The sequence below is a fragment of the Citrobacter sp. W9 genome, from assembly GCF_026719375.1.
GTDB classification, from domain to species: Bacteria; Pseudomonadota; Gammaproteobacteria; order Enterobacterales; family Enterobacteriaceae; genus Citrobacter; species Citrobacter werkmanii.
This window is the reverse complement of record NZ_JAPPTE010000004.1, coordinates 124,583-141,716: the sequence shown is the minus strand read 5'-3', so window position 1 is coordinate 141,716 and position 17,134 is coordinate 124,583. Positions and strand designations below refer to the sequence as shown.

Annotated in this window: 14 protein-coding genes; all 14 read left to right on the top strand. The window is 53.2% G+C overall.

Features of this window, described 5'->3' with window-relative positions; all coding sequences use genetic code 11:
• The first annotated feature begins 653 nt into the window (after positions 1-653).
• The 14 genes from leuO (at position 654) to murG (ending at position 17,088) form a co-directional block, all read left to right on the top strand.
• Entirely contained in the window at positions 654-1,601 is a 948-nt protein-coding gene (leuO, locus tag OOJ59_RS08715) for a transcriptional regulator LeuO (protein WP_160955675.1), read from the top strand.
• 318 nt (positions 1,602-1,919) lie between these two features.
• Positions 1,920-3,644: an acetolactate synthase 3 large subunit gene (ilvI, locus tag OOJ59_RS08710; protein WP_110498747.1), complete on the top strand. Its 1,725-nt coding sequence runs from the start codon at positions 1,920-1,922 to the stop codon at positions 3,642-3,644.
• A 2-nt stretch (positions 3,645-3,646) separates the two neighbouring features.
• The gene (gene ilvN / locus OOJ59_RS08705; RefSeq protein WP_003829566.1) at positions 3,647-4,138 is read left to right on the top strand and encodes an acetolactate synthase small subunit; all 492 of its coding nucleotides are present in this window, start codon (positions 3,647-3,649) and stop codon (positions 4,136-4,138) included.
• Positions 4,139-4,392: 254 nt separating this feature from the next.
• Complete coding sequence (gene cra, locus OOJ59_RS08700; protein WP_038637189.1) at positions 4,393-5,397, top strand: catabolite repressor/activator; 1,005 nt, start codon at positions 4,393-4,395, stop codon at positions 5,395-5,397.
• Positions 5,398-6,010: 613 nt separating this feature from the next.
• The gene (gene mraZ, locus OOJ59_RS08695; RefSeq protein WP_038637194.1) at positions 6,011-6,469 is read left to right on the top strand and encodes a division/cell wall cluster transcriptional repressor MraZ; all 459 of its coding nucleotides are present in this window, start codon (positions 6,011-6,013) and stop codon (positions 6,467-6,469) included.
• 1 nt (position 6,470) lies between these two features.
• On the top strand, positions 6,471-7,412 hold the full coding sequence (rsmH, locus tag OOJ59_RS08690) for a 16S rRNA (cytosine(1402)-N(4))-methyltransferase RsmH (RefSeq protein WP_042312345.1): 942 nt from the start codon (positions 6,471-6,473) through the stop codon (positions 7,410-7,412).
• On the top strand, positions 7,409-7,774 hold the full coding sequence (gene ftsL / locus OOJ59_RS08685; RefSeq protein ID WP_006686695.1) for a cell division protein FtsL: 366 nt from the start codon (positions 7,409-7,411) through the stop codon (positions 7,772-7,774). The genes rsmH and ftsL overlap by 4 nt, the downstream gene beginning before the upstream one ends.
• A gap of 15 nt (positions 7,775-7,789) precedes the next feature.
• A complete protein-coding gene (ftsI, locus tag OOJ59_RS08680; RefSeq protein WP_038637202.1) occupies positions 7,790-9,556 on the top strand; it encodes a peptidoglycan glycosyltransferase FtsI in 1,767 nt (588 codons plus the stop codon).
• Positions 9,543-11,030, top strand: coding sequence for a UDP-N-acetylmuramoyl-L-alanyl-D-glutamate--2,6-diaminopimelate ligase (gene murE, locus OOJ59_RS08675; RefSeq protein ID WP_160955676.1), 1,488 nt, complete (start codon positions 9,543-9,545; stop codon positions 11,028-11,030). Before ftsI ends, murE begins: the two co-directional genes overlap by 14 nt.
• Positions 11,027-12,385 carry a UDP-N-acetylmuramoyl-tripeptide--D-alanyl-D-alanine ligase gene (gene murF, locus OOJ59_RS08670; protein WP_160955677.1) on the top strand — a complete coding sequence of 453 codons (1,359 nt, stop codon included), beginning with the start codon at positions 11,027-11,029 and terminating at the stop codon, positions 12,383-12,385. Before murE ends, murF begins: the two co-directional genes overlap by 4 nt.
• Positions 12,379-13,461 (top strand): phospho-N-acetylmuramoyl-pentapeptide-transferase, encoded by a 1,083-nt coding sequence (gene mraY, locus OOJ59_RS08665; RefSeq protein ID WP_016151694.1) that lies wholly within the window; start codon positions 12,379-12,381, stop codon positions 13,459-13,461. The genes murF and mraY overlap by 7 nt, the downstream gene beginning before the upstream one ends.
• Positions 13,462-13,463: 2 nt before the next feature.
• The gene (gene murD / locus OOJ59_RS08660; RefSeq protein ID WP_160955678.1) at positions 13,464-14,780 is read left to right on the top strand and encodes a UDP-N-acetylmuramoyl-L-alanine--D-glutamate ligase; all 1,317 of its coding nucleotides are present in this window, start codon (positions 13,464-13,466) and stop codon (positions 14,778-14,780) included.
• On the top strand, positions 14,780-16,024 hold the full coding sequence (ftsW, locus tag OOJ59_RS08655) for a cell division protein FtsW (protein ID WP_038637214.1): 1,245 nt from the start codon (positions 14,780-14,782) through the stop codon (positions 16,022-16,024). Before murD ends, ftsW begins: the two co-directional genes overlap by 1 nt.
• The gene (murG, locus tag OOJ59_RS08650; protein WP_160955679.1) at positions 16,021-17,088 is read left to right on the top strand and encodes an undecaprenyldiphospho-muramoylpentapeptide beta-N-acetylglucosaminyltransferase; all 1,068 of its coding nucleotides are present in this window, start codon (positions 16,021-16,023) and stop codon (positions 17,086-17,088) included. Before ftsW ends, murG begins: the two co-directional genes overlap by 4 nt.
• Positions 17,089-17,134 lie beyond the last annotated feature (46 nt).

Genomic DNA, 17,134 nt, shown 5'->3' with positions numbered 1-17,134 from the left:
AATTAAGCTCCAGGCGAATGCGATATGCTTTTAGTGGTACTGGATATGAACTCCGATGTCAACCCCATCCCTTGTAAATGCCCCTGTAGCAGATAAAAGTTTAGGCAAAACTTAAGCGAATTGTGCTGAATTTGTTGGCGTATATAAAATTAATCTGCTGATGCTTGTACATAATTTTCATGGTTTGACATATTTAAGCATATTTATTCGCATTTATTGTAACGGTTCGTTGAAGTCGATGGCGCGATTAAGATTTTATATCTTTATGATTTGTCTGTTTTTATAGCAATACTGAATAGATCGGGGCACAGCGGAAGGACATGATTGATAAATTAATGTTAACTTTTAATGTATTAATAATATAAACATTTAATTAAAACTTAAATATACATTCATGATGTGTATGATTGTATATTCGCCATGCTTATGGTTATATTGTTTTTGAAATTTAAACATATGAATCATCGTGCAGTGACCTCTGCCACACTGCGCTCGCATTGCTGTTTTGTTCATTTAGGTTTGTACCTTTATGTTTTCCTAATTTTAATGTTTTTCCTTTTTCTTATTTTATATGCATGGTAAATCATATTAGCGGAGGTTATTTCTTTACTCCGTCTGGGAAAAGGGAGTTTAGAGTGACAGTGGAGTTAACTATGCCAGAAGTAAAAATAATAGATAAACCCAATCTTTTAGAGCCAGGAAAACCGCAACTTCGCATGGTTGACCTTAATCTTTTAACCGTTTTTGATGCGGTAATGCAGGAACAGAATATTACCCGCGCTGCGCATACCCTGGGGATGTCGCAACCAGCGGTCAGTAATGCGGTAGCGCGCCTCAAGGTCATGTTTAATGATGAGCTTTTTGTTCGTTATGGTCGGGGGATCCAGCCGACAGCAAGAGCTTTCCAGCTATTTGGTTCCATTCGTCAGGCATTGCAATTAGTGCAAAACGAACTGCCTGGATCGGGTTTTGAACCAGCCAGCAGTGAACGTGTTTTCAATCTCTGCGTATGCAGCCCATTAGATAATATCCTGACATCGTTGATTTATAATCGGGTTGAACAGGTCGCGCCAAACATTAATGTCATATTTAAATCTTCACTTAATCAAAATACCGAGCATCAGCTGCGTTATCAGGAAACAGAGTTTGTTATTAGCTATGAAGAATTCCGTCGTCCAGAATTCTCAAGTATTCCGTTATTCAATGATGAAATGGTATTAGTGGTAAGCAAAAAGCATCCGCGCATTAGTAGTCCATTATTGGAAAACGATGTTTATAATGAGCAACACGCGGTGGTTTCGCTGGATCGCTTCGCATCTTTCAGTCAGCCGTGGTATGACACGCCGGATAAACAATCCTGCGTCGCTTACCAGGGCATGGCATTAATTAGCGTTCTTAATATTGTGTCGCAAACGCATCTGGTCGCTATTGCGCCACGTTGGTTGGCAGAAGAGTTCGCTGATTCTTTAGAACTTCAGATATTACCTTTACCTTTAAAATTGAACAGCCGTACATGTTATCTTTCCTGGCATGAAGCTGCAGGCCGGGATAAAGGACATCAATGGATGGAAGAGCTGTTAGTCTCCATCTGTAAGCAATAGCATTCAGCAGAACAAGCCGGATAATACATCTGGTTTGTTCTGCTTTTTTATTTGTATGTAAAATTTTATGCTGAAATCCACTTTCCAGGATTAGCTAACAGTGTAAAAAAATAGAGTAATAGCTGTAAGTCCCCCTTTTTAAGCGATTATTTATCATATCATTTACTTATCCTGGTTTAATTCTCCATTAAATCGACGCTTTCCTCCGTTTTATTCTTATTTGCTCTGAGGCTACTCCAGCGGAGTCAATTGCCATGCGTCATCGTCAGCGGTTAATGTGTTGTTAAACCGTTATTCATTATAAGAGTGAGGCAAGCCATGGAGATGTTGTCTGGAGCCGAGATGGTCGTCCGATCGCTCATCGATCAGGGTGTAAAGCAGGTATTCGGTTATCCCGGGGGGGCCGTCCTCGATATTTATGATGCGTTGCATACGGTCGGTGGTATTGATCATGTGCTGGTTCGTCATGAGCAGGCCGCGGTACACATGGCTGATGGCCTTGCGCGCGCCACGGGGGAGGTGGGCGTCGTATTAGTCACTTCAGGACCCGGCGCTACCAACGCGATTACCGGGATTGCAACGGCTTACATGGATTCCATTCCGCTGGTGATCCTCTCCGGGCAGGTCGCAACGTCGCTGATTGGCTACGATGCCTTCCAGGAGTGCGACATGGTGGGCATATCCCGCCCGGTGGTGAAGCACAGCTTCCTGGTCAAACAAACAGAAGACATCCCACAGGTGCTAAAAAAGGCCTTCTGGTTGGCGGCAAGCGGTCGTCCGGGGCCTGTTGTGGTCGATTTGCCGAAGGATATTCTGAATCCCGCCAGGAAACTGCCTTACAGCTGGCCGGAGTCGGTGAGTATGCGTTCGTATAATCCGACGACTACCGGACATAAAGGGCAGATAAAACGCGCTCTGCAGACGTTAGTCGCGGCTAAAAAACCGGTTGTGTACGTGGGTGGTGGCGCCGTTAATGCCGCCTGCCATGAGCAGTTGGGCCAGATCGCTGAAGCTCTTAATCTGCCCGTTGTTTCCTCGCTGATGGGGTTAGGCGCGTTTCCGGCAACACATCGCCAGGCGTTGGGAATGCTGGGCATGCATGGAACTTACGAAGCAAACATGACCATGCATCATTCCGATGTGATCTTTGCCGTCGGCGTGCGCTTTGACGATCGAACAACCAATAATCTGGCAAAATATTGTCCAAATGCGACCGTGCTGCATATCGACATCGATCCGACCTCTATTTCGAAAACCGTCACTGCGGATATTCCGATTGTCGGCGATGCTCGTCTGGTACTTGATCAGATGCTCGAACTGCTGGAGCAGGAGAAATCTCAGCAGCCGCTGGATGATAACCGTGACTGGTGGCAACAGATTGAACACTGGCGCGCCCGGCAGTGCCTGAAATATGACACGCAAAGTGAAAGCATTAAGCCACAGGCGGTGATTGAAACCATCTGGCGTCTGACGAAAGGGGATGCGTATGTGACCTCTGACGTTGGTCAGCATCAGATGTTTGCCGCACTCTACTACCCGTTCGATAAACCACGCCGTTGGATTAACTCTGGCGGCCTCGGCACCATGGGATTTGGTTTACCTGCGGCGCTAGGCGTAAAAATGGCATTGCCTGAGGAAACGGTGGTGTGCGTGACCGGGGATGGCAGCATTCAGATGAACATCCAGGAACTGTCGACGGCGCTGCAGTACGAGCTGCCGGTACTGGTGCTCAACCTGAACAACCGCTATCTCGGCATGGTCAAACAGTGGCAGGACATGATCTACTCTGGACGTCATTCACAATCTTATATGCAGTCGCTGCCCGATTTTGTGCGCCTTGCCGAGGCTTATGGGCATATTGGTATCCAGATTAACCATCCTGAAGAACTGGAAAGCAAACTGAGTGAAGCGCTGGAGCATGTGCGCAACCGTCGTCTGGTGTTTGTCGATGTCACCGTTGATGGCAGCGAGCATGTCTACCCGATGCAGATTCGTGGGGGCGGTATGGATGAAATGTGGTTAAGTAAAACGGAGAGGACCTGATTATGCGCCGGATATTATCGGTATTGCTGGAAAATGAGTCGGGTGCCTTGTCGCGTGTGATAGGCCTTTTCGCCCAGCGTGGATACAATATTGAAAGCCTGACCGTCGCGCCCACTGACGATCCAACCTTATCGCGAATGACGATTCAAACGGTAGGGGATGAGAAAGTCCTGGAGCAGATCGAAAAGCAGCTACACAAACTGGTGGATGTTCTGCGCGTGAGCGAACTGGGGCAGGGCGCCCATGTTGAACGCGAGATCATGTTGGTGAAAATCCAGGCCAGCGGCTATGGTCGGGAGGAGGTGAAACGCAACACGGAGATTTTCCGCGGGCAAATCATCGACGTCACGCCGTCCATCTACACCGTACAGTTGGCGGGCACCAGTGATAAGCTGGATGCGTTCCTGGCAACATTACGTGAAGTCGCCAAAATTGTAGAGGTAGCCCGTTCTGGCGTGGTGGGGCTTTCTCGCGGCGATAAAATCATGCGCTAATAGTCGACTGTAGGCCTGATAAGCACAGCGCCATCAGGCATCATCGCGGAGGCCATGCCGGATGACGGCGTAAATGCCTTATCCGGCCTGGAGGGTTTTCGCTGATGCTATCTGTTGCGCTTTTTTTTGCGAAATCAGCAGTAACCAGAGACAAAAGCGGTTGCCGCAGTCATTATTCTGCGCTTAGATGTTAAGAAACTTAACCCATGCCATCACAAAGGTTATGGTTTGTACATTTTACGCAAGGGGCAATTGTGAAACTGGATGAAATCGCTCGGTTGGCCGGCGTTTCGCGAACGACTGCAAGCTACGTTATTAATGGCAAAGCAAAGCAATATCGCGTAAGCGACAAAACGGTTGAAAAAGTCATGGCGGTGGTGCGTGAGCATAATTACCACCCGAATGCCGTGGCGGCCGGGCTGCGTGCTGGACGCACACGCTCTATCGGGCTGGTGATCCCGGATCTTGAGAACACAAGCTATACCCGGATTGCAAACTATCTGGAGCGCCAGGCGCGTCAGCGCGGGTATCAACTGTTGATTGCCTGCTCTGAAGATCAGCCTGATAACGAAATGCGCTGTATTGAGCATCTTTTACAACGCCAGGTTGATGCCATCATTGTGTCGACTTCCTTGCCGCCAGAACATCCGTTCTATCAGCGCTGGGCAAACAGTTCATTCCCGATTGTGGCGCTGGACCGTGCGCTGGATCGCGAACATTTCACCAGCGTCGTGGGCGCGGACCAGGATGATGCGGAAATGCTGGCGCAGGAGTTACGTAAATTCCCTGCAGAAACCGTACTTTATCTGGGCGCGCTGCCTGAATTATCCGTCAGCTTCCTGCGTGAGCAGGGCTTCCGTACCGCGTGGAAAGACGATCCGCGTGACGTTCATTTCCTTTACGCCAACAGTTATGAGCGGGAAGCGGCCGCGCAGCTCTTTGATAAATGGCTGGAAACGCATCCCATGCCTCAGGCGCTTTTTACCACGTCGTTTGCTCTGTTGCAGGGAGTGATGGATGTGACCCTGCGTCGCGATGGGCAGTTGCCGTCTGATTTGGCGATAGCGACTTTTGGCGATCACGAACTGCTCGACTTCCTGCAGTGTCCGGTGCTCGCGGTGGCGCAACGCCATCGTGATGTAGCTGAACGTGTGCTGGAGATTGTGCTGGCAAGTCTGGATGAGCCGCGTAAACCCAAACCTGGGTTAACGCGTATACGGCGTAATCTGTACCGTCGCGGTATTCTGAGCCGTAACTAAGTTGCCTCATTTGGTGACGTCAACGGGATAAGCCTCTGACGTCATCAAATATTCTATTCTCAGAAATAACCTCATTATAATTAAGAATATTCTTTAGAATTATCTGAAATTGATTCTTGAATTATGCCGAATTAAAAATGCAACTCTCCATTTTTGGGTTATTGAAGCGTAAAGATGCGTTACGGTTGTATTATTTTGTTACATGCTTGTAGGGATTTGCCGAATTAACAAACACTTTGCTGCCCTATGCCGACAACCTCACGCTTACCTCGCTCCTGCACGGCATACAGACTGATTAACTGGTACTGTTATCTCGCTGCATATTGTCCTAAAATGCCGCTCGCGTCGCAAACTGACACTTTATATTTTCTTTTGATGATATTCGGTTGTTTTAAACAATCATGAGTTGTTGGATTTTTTTCTTACAAATATTCATGACGTTAATTTGCTTCGTTTGCTGTACGGAATTTGTTCAACGCTGATATTAGCTGTAAACAATGTGTTTTTTGCTCCGCTTAGCGCCGTGACTTGCTTGACAAGGTTTTCCTCCGCTCCGTAAACTCCTTTAAGTGGGATTTTGTGGGATAAAGTGGTAATCGGGGGTGAGACTGGCATGTTCCGGGGAGCAACGTTAGTTAATCTCGACAGTAAAGGGCGCTTATCGGTGCCCACCCGTTATCGGGATCAACTGCTCGAGTGCGCTACCGGTCAAATGGTTTGCACCATTGACATCCATCACCCGTGCCTGCTGCTGTACCCCCTGCCTGAATGGGAAATTATCGAGCAGAAGTTATCGCGTCTGTCGAGCATGAATCCAGTTGAGCGTCGCGTACAGCGCCTGTTGTTGGGGCATGCCAGCGAATGTCAGATGGATAGCGCTGGCCGATTATTGATAGCGCCGATTCTGCGGCAACACGCGGGGCTAACGAAAGAAGTGATGCTGGTTGGGCAGTTCAATAAGTTTGAGCTGTGGGATGAAACGACCTGGTATCAACAGGTCAAGGAAGATATCGACGCTGAGCAGTCTGTTACCGGCGCGCTGTCGGAACGATTGCAGGATTTGTCTCTATAAAATGATGGAAAATTATAAACATACAACGGTGTTGCTGGATGAAGCCGTCAACGGCCTGAATATTCGTCCAGACGGCATCTACATTGACGGGACATTTGGTCGCGGTGGTCATTCACGTCTGATCCTCTCCCAGCTTGGCGAAGAGGGACGTTTACTGGCTATCGATCGCGATCCGCAGGCTATTGCCGTTGCACAGACGATTACCGATCCCCGTTTCTCCATCGTTCATGGACCATTCTCTGCGCTGGCTGACTATGTCGCCGAGCGCGGACTTACCGGTAAGATCGACGGGATTCTTCTCGATCTTGGCGTTTCTTCCCCGCAGCTTGATGATGCGGAGCGCGGTTTCTCGTTTATGCGTGACGGTCCGTTGGATATGCGTATGGATCCAACACGCGGTCAGTCCGCAGCCGAATGGCTGCAAACCGCCGATGAAGCGGACATTGCCTGGGTGATTAAAACCTTTGGCGAGGAGCGCTTTGGTAAACGCATTGCTCGCGCCATCGTCGAGCGCAATCGCATCGAACCGATGACCCGCACCAAAGAGCTGGCGGAAGTGATTGCGGCGGCAATGCCGGTGAAAGACAAATTCAAACATCCCGCGACCCGTACCTTCCAGGCGGTGCGCATCTGGGTGAACAGTGAACTGGAGGAGATAGAGCAGGCGCTAAAAAGCTCGCTCAGCGTGCTGGCACCAGGTGGTCGCCTTTCGATTATCAGTTTCCATTCGCTTGAAGACCGTATTGTGAAACGCTTTATGCGCGAACAAAGCCGTGGTCCTCAGGTTCCGGCTGGAATACCGATGACGGAAGCGCAGATCAAAAAGCTGGGCGGCCGTGAGTTAAGAGCACTAGGCAAGATGATGCCGGGTGAAGAAGAGGTAGCTGAAAATCCTCGTGCCCGTAGTTCAGTTCTGCGTATTGCAGAGAGGACGAACGCATGATCAGCAGAGTGACAGAAGCCCTTAGCAAAGTTAAAGGATCGATAGGAAGCAACGAGCGCCATGCCTTGCCTGGCGTGATCGGTGACGATCTTTTGCGGTATGGGAAGCTGCCACTCTGCCTGTTCATTTGCATTATTTTGACGGCGGTTACCGTCGTGACAACCGCACACCATACGCGGTTACTGACCGCGCAGCGTGAGCAGTTGGTTCTGGAGCGAGATGCGTTGGATATCGAATGGCGCAACTTGATCCTTGAGGAGAACGCGCTCGGCGACCATAGCCGTGTTGAACGGATCGCAACGGAAAAGCTGCAAATGCAGCATGTTGATCCCTCACAAGAAAATATTGTAGTACAAAAATAAGGATAAACGCGACGCATGAAAGCAGCGGCAAAAACGCACAAACCAAAACGCCAGGAAGAACAAGCCAACTTTGTCAGTTGGCGTTTTGCGTTACTGTGCGGCTGTATTTTGCTGGCACTGGGTTTCCTGCTGGGACGCGTCGCCTGGCTGCAAATCATCGCGCCGGATATGCTGGTGCGTCAGGGCGACATGCGCTCCCTGCGCGTACAGGAAGTCTCTACATCGCGCGGGATGATTACCGACCGTTCGGGCCGTCCGCTGGCGGTGAGTGTTCCGGTGAAGGCGATTTGGGCCGACCCGAAAGAGGTGCATGACGCAGGCGGCGTGAGCGTTGGTGAACGCTGGAGAGCGCTGTCGACCGCGCTTAATCTCCCGCTCGACCAGCTGGCTTCCCGTATTAACGCCAACCCGAAAGGGCGCTTTATCTATCTGGCGCGTCAGGTTAACCCTGACATGGCCGACTACATCAAAAAACTCAAGCTGCCAGGTATTCACCTGCGTGAAGAATCCCGTCGTTACTATCCTTCCGGAGAAGTGACCGCTCACCTCATTGGCTTTACTAACGTTGACAGCCAGGGGATTGAAGGCGTTGAGAAGAGCTTCGATAAGTGGCTCACCGGACAGCCGGGCGAACGTATCGTACGTAAAGACCGCTATGGCCGCGTAATTGAAGATATCTCCTCTACCGACAGCCAGGCGGCGCACAACCTTGCGCTGAGCATTGATGAGCGTTTACAGGCGTTGGTCTACCGTGAACTGAATAATGCCGTCGCGTTCAACAAAGCGGAATCCGGCAGCGCCGTGCTGGTGGATGTCAACACCGGTGAAGTGCTGGCGATGGCGAACAGCCCGTCCTACAACCCCAATAATCTCTCCGGTACGCAAAAAGATGTCATGCGTAACCGTACCATTACCGACGTGTTTGAACCGGGTTCTACCGTCAAACCAATGGTGGTAATGACGGCGCTGCAGCGTGGAGTGGTACGCGAAAATACCGTACTCAATACGATTCCTTACCGAATTAATGGTCACGAAATCAAAGACGTGGCGCGTTATAGCGAATTGACCCTTACTGGGGTTTTGCAGAAGTCGAGTAACGTCGGTGTTTCTAAGCTGGCGTTAGCGATGCCGTCCTCAGCGTTAGTAGATACTTACTCACGTTTTGGGCTGGGAAAAGCGACCAATTTGGGGTTGGTCGGAGAACGCAGTGGCTTATATCCTCAAAAACAACGGTGGTCTGACATAGAGAGGGCCACCTTCTCTTTCGGCTATGGGCTAATGGTAACCCCGTTACAGTTAGCGCGAGTCTATGCAACGATCGGCAGCTATGGCGTTTATCGCCCGCTGTCGATTACCAAAGTTGACCCTCCTGTTCCGGGCGAGCGTATTTTCCCGGAAGCGACCGTTCGTACCGTGGTGCACATGATGGAAAGCGTAGCGCTGCCCGGAGGCGGCGGCGTGAAGGCGGCGATTAAAGGCTATCGCATCGCCATCAAAACCGGTACGGCGAAAAAAGTAGGGCCGGATGGTCGCTACATCAACAAATACATTGCTTATACCGCAGGCGTTGCGCCTGCGAGTCAGCCGCGCTTCGCGCTGGTTGTTGTTATCAACGATCCGCAGGCGGGTAAATACTACGGTGGCGCCGTTTCCGCGCCGGTCTTCGGTGCCATCATGGGCGGCGTACTGCGCACCATGAACATCGAACCGGATGCGCTGGCAACGGGCGATAAAAGTGAATTTGTGAATAATCAAGGCGAGGCAACAGGTGGCAGATCGTAATTTGCGCGACCTTCTTGCTCCATGGGTGCCGGGTGCACCGGAGCGAGCACTGCGGGAGATGACGCTCGACAGCCGTGTGGCTGCATCGGGCGATCTCTTTGTCGCAGTATTGGGTCATCAGGCGGACGGGCGTCGGTATATCCCGCAGGCGATAGCGCAAGGTGTGGCTGCCATTATTGCAGAAGCAAAAGATGAAGCGACTGATGGTGAAATCCGTGAAATGCACGGCGTTCCGGTTATCTATCTCAGCCAGCTTAATGAGCGTTTATCTGCACTGGCGGGCCGTTTTTACCACGAGCCTTCTGAAAAAATGCGTCTGGTTGGCGTGACCGGGACCAACGGTAAAACGACCACTACTCAATTGCTGGCGCAGTGGAGCCAACTGCTGGGTGAAACCAGCGCGGTGATGGGAACCGTTGGCAATGGTCTGTTGGGCAAAGTGATCCCGACGGAAAATACCACCGGTTCAGCCGTTGATGTCCAGCATGTGCTGGCGGGACTGGTTGCACAGGGCGCCACGGTTGGCGCGATGGAAGTCTCTTCCCACGGTCTGGTTCAGCATCGCGTCGCGGCGCTGAAGTTTGCCGCATCAGTGTTTACTAACTTAAGCCGTGACCATCTCGACTACCACGGTGACATGGAACATTACGAAGCCGCGAAATGGCTGCTGTACTCTACGCACCATTGCGGTCAGGCCATCGTCAATGCGGATGATGAGGTCGGTCGTCGCTGGCTGGCCAAACTTCCGGATGCGGTGGCCGTTTCGATGGAAGACCACATCAACCCAAACTGTCATGGTCGTTGGTTAAAAGCCGTTGAGGTGAAGTATCACGACAGCGGGGCAACGATTCGCTTTACCTCCTCATGGGGGGAGGGCGAAATTGAAAGCTGCCTGATGGGCGCGTTTAACGTCAGCAATCTGCTGCTGGCGCTGGCAACGCTGCTGGCGCTGGGATATCCGTTAGCTGATTTACTAAAAACAGCGACACAATTGCAACCGGTTTGCGGGCGCATGGAAGTGTTCAGCGCGCCGGGCAAAACCACCGTGGTGGTTGATTATGCCCATACGCCGGATGCGCTGGAAAAAGCGCTGCAGGCGGCGCGTCTGCACTGTACCGGCAAACTGTGGTGCGTCTTTGGCTGCGGTGGCGATCGCGACAAAGGCAAACGTCCGCTGATGGGCGCGATTGCCGAACAATTTGCTGATGTGGTCGTGGTGACCGATGACAACCCGCGTACCGAAGAACCGCGCGCCATCATCAACGACATTCTGGCGGGGATGCTGGATGCCGGACAGGCGAAGGTGATGGAAGGTCGCGCCGAAGCAGTGACTAACGCCATCATGCAGGCGAAAGAAAACGACGTGGTGCTGGTGGCCGGGAAAGGGCACGAAGACTACCAGATCGTTGGTTCACAGCGTCTCGACTATTCTGACCGCGTCACGGCAGCGCGTCTGCTGGGGGTGATCGCATGATTAGCGTAACGCTCAGCCAACTGGCGGAAATCCTCTGTGGCGAACTAAAAGGGGGCGACCTGACCCTCGATGCAGTGACAACCGATACGCGTAAAGTGACGCCGGGCTGCCTGTTTGTGGCGCTGAAAGGCGAACGCTTTGATGCCCACGATTTTGCCGACAAGGCGAAAGACGGGGGAGCAGGCGCGCTGTTAGTCAGCCGTCCACTCAATATTGATTTACCGCAGGTTATTGTAAAAGACACCCGTCTGGCGTTCGGCGAACTGGCAGCGTGGGTTCGCGCCCAGGTTCCGGCGCGCGTGGTCGCGCTGACCGGCTCATCCGGCAAAACGTCTGTTAAAGAGATGACGGCATCCATTCTGAGCAAGTGTGGCAACACCCTATACACCGCGGGCAATCTGAACAACGACATCGGTGTACCGATGACGTTGCTGCGCTTAAACAACGATTACGACTATGCCGTGATCGAGCTCGGCGCCAATCATCAGGGCGAAATCGCCTGGACCGTTGGCCTGACGCGTCCGGAAGCGGCGCTGGTGAACAATCTTGCTGCTGCGCATCTGGAGGGTTTCGGCTCTCTTGCGGGCGTTGCGAAGGCTAAAGGTGAGATTTTTGGCGGTCTGTCAGCGAATGGCATCGCCATCATGAACGCTGATAACAACGACTGGCTGAACTGGCAGAGCATCATTGGCGATCGCAAAGTCTGGCGCTTCTCCCCGAATGCGGCCAACAGCGATTTTTCGGCGGCTAACGTTCACGTGACCTCGCACGGTACGGAGTTTTCGCTGCGCACGCCAACCGGAAGCATTGATGTTCTGCTGCCGTTGCCGGGTCGTCACAACATTGCCAACGCCCTGGCGGCGGCTGCGCTCTCTATGGCGGTAGGCGCGACGCCTGAGGCGATCAAAGCGGGCCTGAAGGATCTGCAAGCGGTACCGGGGCGTCTGTTCCCGATTCAACTGGCAGAAAATCAGCTGCTGCTGGACGACTCCTACAACGCTAACGTCGGCTCGATGACCGCAGCGGTACAGGTGCTGTCCGAAATGCCGGGCTACCGTGTGCTGGTGGTGGGCGATATGGCAGAGCTTGGCGCGGAAAGCGAAGCATGTCACGTACAGGTAGGTGTTGCTGCGAAAAACGCGGGCATCGACCGTGTACTGAGTACAGGGAAACTGAGTCAGGCAATTAGCGACGCCAGCGGCGTTGGCGAGCATTTTGCGGATAAAACCGCGCTGGTCGCTCATCTCAAGGCGCTGATTGCGGAACATCAGATCATGACGATTTTAGTGAAGGGTTCACGTAGTGCCGCCATGGAAGAGGTAGTACGCGCATTACAGGAGAATGGGACATGTTAGTTTGGCTGGCCGAACATTTGGTCAAATATTATTCCGGCTTTAACGTCTTTTCCTATCTGACGTTTCGCGCCATCGTCAGCCTGCTGACCGCGCTGTTCATCTCTTTGTGGATGGGCCCGCGCATGATCGCCCGCCTGCAAAAAATGTCCTTTGGACAGGTCGTACGTAACGACGGCCCGGAATCACACTTTAGTAAACGCGGTACGCCGACCATGGGCGGGATCATGATCCTCACCGCGATTGTTATCTCCGTGCTCCTGTGGGCATACCCGTCGAACCCGTACGTCTGGTGCGTGCTGGTGGTATTGGTCGGTTACGGGATTATTGGTTTTGTCGATGACTACCGCAAAGTGGTACGCAAAGACACTAAAGGTCTGATCGCGCGCTGGAAATATTTTTGGATGTCGGTGATTGCGCTGGGCGTAGCCTTTGCGCTGTACCTGGCGGGGAAAGATACCCCGGCGACCGAACTGGTCGTGCCGTTCTTTAAAGACGTGATGCCGCAACTGGGACTGTTCTACGTCCTGCTGGCGTACTTCGTCATTGTGGGTACCGGTAACGCGGTCAATCTCACCGATGGTCTGGATGGCCTGGCGATTATGCCGACCGTGTTCGTGGCTGCGGGTTTTGCGCTGGTGGCATGGGCGACCGGGAACATGAACTTCGCTAACTATCTGCACATTCCGTATTTACGCCATGCCGGCGAACTGGTGATCGTCTGTACGGCGATTGTCGGCGCGGGGTTAGGCTTCCTTTGGTTTAACACCTATCCGGCGCAGGTCTTTATGGGCGACGTCGGATCGCTGGCGCTGGGCGGCGCGCTGGGCATTATTGCCGTGCTGCTGCGTCAGGAGTTCCTGCTGGTGATCATGGGCGGCGTATTCGTCGTAGAAACGCTGTCGGTCATTCTGCAGGTCGGTTCCTTTAAGCTGCGCGGACAGCGCATCTTCCGTATGGCGCCGATTCACCACCACTATGAACTGAAAGGCTGGCCGGAACCGCGCGTGATTGTGCGCTTCTGGATTATTTCGCTGATGCTGGTGCTGATTGGCCTGGCAACGCTGAAGGTACGTTAATCATGGCTGATTACCAGGGTAAAAAAGTCGTCATTATCGGTCTGGGTTTGACCGGGCTATCCTGCGTGGATTTCTTCCTGGCGCGTGGCGTGACGCCGCGCGTGATGGATACCCGCGCGACGCCGCCGGGCCTGGATAAATTACCGGAAGCGGTTGAGCGTCATGTTGGCAGCCTGAATGATGACTGGCTGCTGGACGCCGATCTCATCGTCGCCAGCCCTGGTATTGCCCTGGCGCACCCTTCACTGAGCGCCGCCGCCGATGCGGGGATTGAAATTGTCGGTGACATCGAGCTGTTCTGTCGCGAAGCACAGGCGCCGATCGTCGCGATCACCGGCTCTAACGGTAAGAGCACGGTTACGACACTGGTTGGCGAAATGGCAAAAGCAGCAGGCGCTAACGTCGGCGTAGGCGGTAACATTGGCCTGCCAGCACTGATGTTACTGGACGCCGAGCGTGAGCTATATGTGCTTGAGCTATCCAGCTTTCAGCTTGAAACGACCTCCAGCTTACAGGCCGTAGCCGCCACCATTTTGAATGTCACCGAAGATCATATGGACCGGTATCCGTTTGGTTTGCAGCAGTATCGTGCGGCCAAACTGCGCGTTTATGAGAATGCGAAAGTCTGCGTGGTCAATGCGGATGATGCGCTGACCATGCCGGTTCGTGGCGCAGATGAGCGTTGCGTGAGCTTCGGTGTCAACATGGGGGACTATCACCTTAATCGTCAGCAGGGCGAAACCTGGCTGCGGGTGAAGGGGGAAAAAGTTCTCAACGTGAAAGAGATGATGCTTACCGGCCAGCATAACTATACCAACGCTCTGGCAGCGCTGGCGCTGGCTGATGCAGCGGGTCTGCCGCGGGCGTCAAGCCTGAAAGCGCTGACCACCTTTACCGGACTGGCGCATCGTTTCCAGTTGGTACTGAATCATAACGGTGTGCGTTGGATCAACGATTCAAAAGCGACCAACGTCGGCAGTACTGAAGCGGCGCTGAATGGCCTGCATGTTGAAGGTACGCTGCACCTGCTGCTGGGCGGCGACGGGAAATCCGCTGACTTTATGCCGCTGCAACGTTACCTCACCGGCGACAACATCCGTCTGTACTGCTTTGGCCGTGATGGCGCGCAGCTTGCGGCACTGCGACCTGAGGTTGCCGAACAAACCGAAACCATGGAGCAGGCAATGCGTCTGCTCGCGCCGCGCGTGAAGCCGGGTGATATGGTGCTGCTGTCGCCAGCGTGTGCCAGCCTCGATCAGTTCAAGAACTTTGAGCAACGCGGTGACGTCTTTACGCGTCTGGCGAAGGAGTTGGGTTGATGCGTTTATCTCTCCCTCGTCTGAGAATGCCGCGCTTACCGGGACTGGGTGTCCTGGCGTGGATCTTCGCGGCACTCAAAGGCTGGGTGATGGCTTCGCGCGATAAAGACGCGGACAGCCTGATCATGTATGACCGCATGCTGCTGTGGCTGACCTTCGGTCTGGCGGCAATTGGTTTCATCATGGTGACATCGGCATCAATGCCGGTAGGACAACGTCTGGCGGGCGACCCCTTCCTGTTTGCTAAACGTGACGCGCTGTACATCTTCCTGGCGTTCTGTTTGGCGATGGTCACGCTGCGTCTGCCGATGGCGTTCTGGCAGAAGTACAGCACTACAATGCTCATCGCCTCGATCATCATGCTGCTGATCGTGTTGGTGGTGGGGAGCTCCGTTAACGGGGCATCGCGCTGGATTGCTCTGGGGCCGCTGCGTATTCAGCCTGCGGAATTTACCAAGCTGTCGCTGTTTTGTTATCTCGCCAACTACCTGGTACGCAAGGTGGATGAAGTGCGAAACAACCTGCGCGGCTTCCTGAAACCGATGGGCGTGATCCTGGTGCTGGCCGTATTACTGCTGGCGCAGCCTGACCTCGGTACGGTAGTGGTGCTGTTTGTCACCACGCTGGCGATGCTGTTTCTTGCCGGGGCTAAATTGTGGCAGTTCATTGCGATTATCGGCATGGGGATATCGGCGGTCGTGCTGCTGATCCTTGCCGAACCGTATCGTATTCGTCGCGTAACCTCTTTCTGGAATCCATGGGAAGATCCGTTCGGCAGCGGATACCAGTTGACGCAATCGCTAATGGCGTTTGGCCGTGGTGAGGTTTGGGGGCAAGGGTTAGGCAACTCAGTCCAAAAACTGGAGTATTTACCGGAAGCGCACACCGACTTCATCTTCGCCATCATTGGGGAAGAACTGGGTTATATCGGTGTGGTATTGGCACTTTTAATGGTATTCTTCGTCGCTTTTCGCGCGATGTCGATTGGCCGTAAAGCGCTGGAAATTGACCACCGTTTTTCAGGCTTTTTAGCCTGCTCCATCGGGATCTGGTTTAGCTTCCAGGCGTTAGTAAACGTCGGCGCGGCGGCAGGTATGCTGCCAACCAAAGGCCTGACGCTGCCGCTTATTAGTTATGGTGGTTCCAGTTTGTTGATAATGTCGACGGCCATCATGTTTTTGTTACGTATTGATTATGAAACGCGTCTGGAAAAAGCCCAGGCGTTTACACGAGGTGCACGATGAGTGGTCAACCGAAGCGGTTAATGGTGATGGCAGGCGGTACCGGCGGGCATGTGTTCCCGGGACTGGCGGTCGCGCACCATTTAATGGCCCAGGGCTGGCAGGTTCGTTGGCTGGGCACCGCCGATCGTATGGAAGCGGACTTAGTGCCGAAGCATGGCATTGAAATTGACTTTATTCGCATCTCCGGTCTGCGTGGCAAAGGCGTTAACGCACTGCTTGCCGCACCCGTGCGTATTTTTAACGCCTGGCGTCAGGCGCGCGCCATCATGAAGCAATTCAAGCCTGATGTGGTGCTCGGTATGGGCGGCTACGTGTCAGGTCCTGGCGGCTTGGCCGCATGGTCATTAGGTATTCCGGTCGTACTGCATGAGCAGAACGGCATTGCGGGATTAACCAATAAATGGCTGGCAAAAATTGCAACGAAGGTTATGCAGGCTTTCCCCGGCGCTTTCCCGAATGCGGAAGTGGTCGGGAACCCGGTACGCACGGACGTGCTGGCGCTGCCATTACCCGAAGCGCGTCTGGCTGGACGTGAAGGCCCGGTTCGTGTGCTGGTGGTCGGTGGTTCTCAGGGCGCGCGCGTTCTCAACCAGACGATGCCGCAGGTTGCCGCAAAGCTTGGCGAGGCGGTGACTATCTGGCACCAGAGCGGTAAAGGTGCGCAACAAACCGTTGAACACGCTTATGCCGAGGTCGGACAACCGCAGCACAAGGTCACTGAGTTTATTGATGATATGGCCGCCGCTTATGCATGGGCGGATGTTGTAGTGTGCCGTTCCGGCGCGCTGACGGTGAGTGAGATTGCCGCCGCAGGCTTAACTGCGCTGTTTGTGCCGTTCCAGCACAAAGACAGACAGCAGTATTGGAATGCGTTGCCGCTGGAAAAAGCGGGCGCCGCCAAAATTTTAGAGCAACCACAGTTTACTGTGGATGCCGTCGCCAGCACCCTTGCCGGGTGGTCGCGAGAAACTTTATTAACCATGGCAGAACGTGCGCGCGCCGCATCCATACCGGATGCCACCGAACGCGTTGCAAATGAAGTGAGCCGGGCTGCCCGGGCGTAATTGTGGTGATGCCTTTTGCATCGCATGAACTAAGAAGTTAATGGCT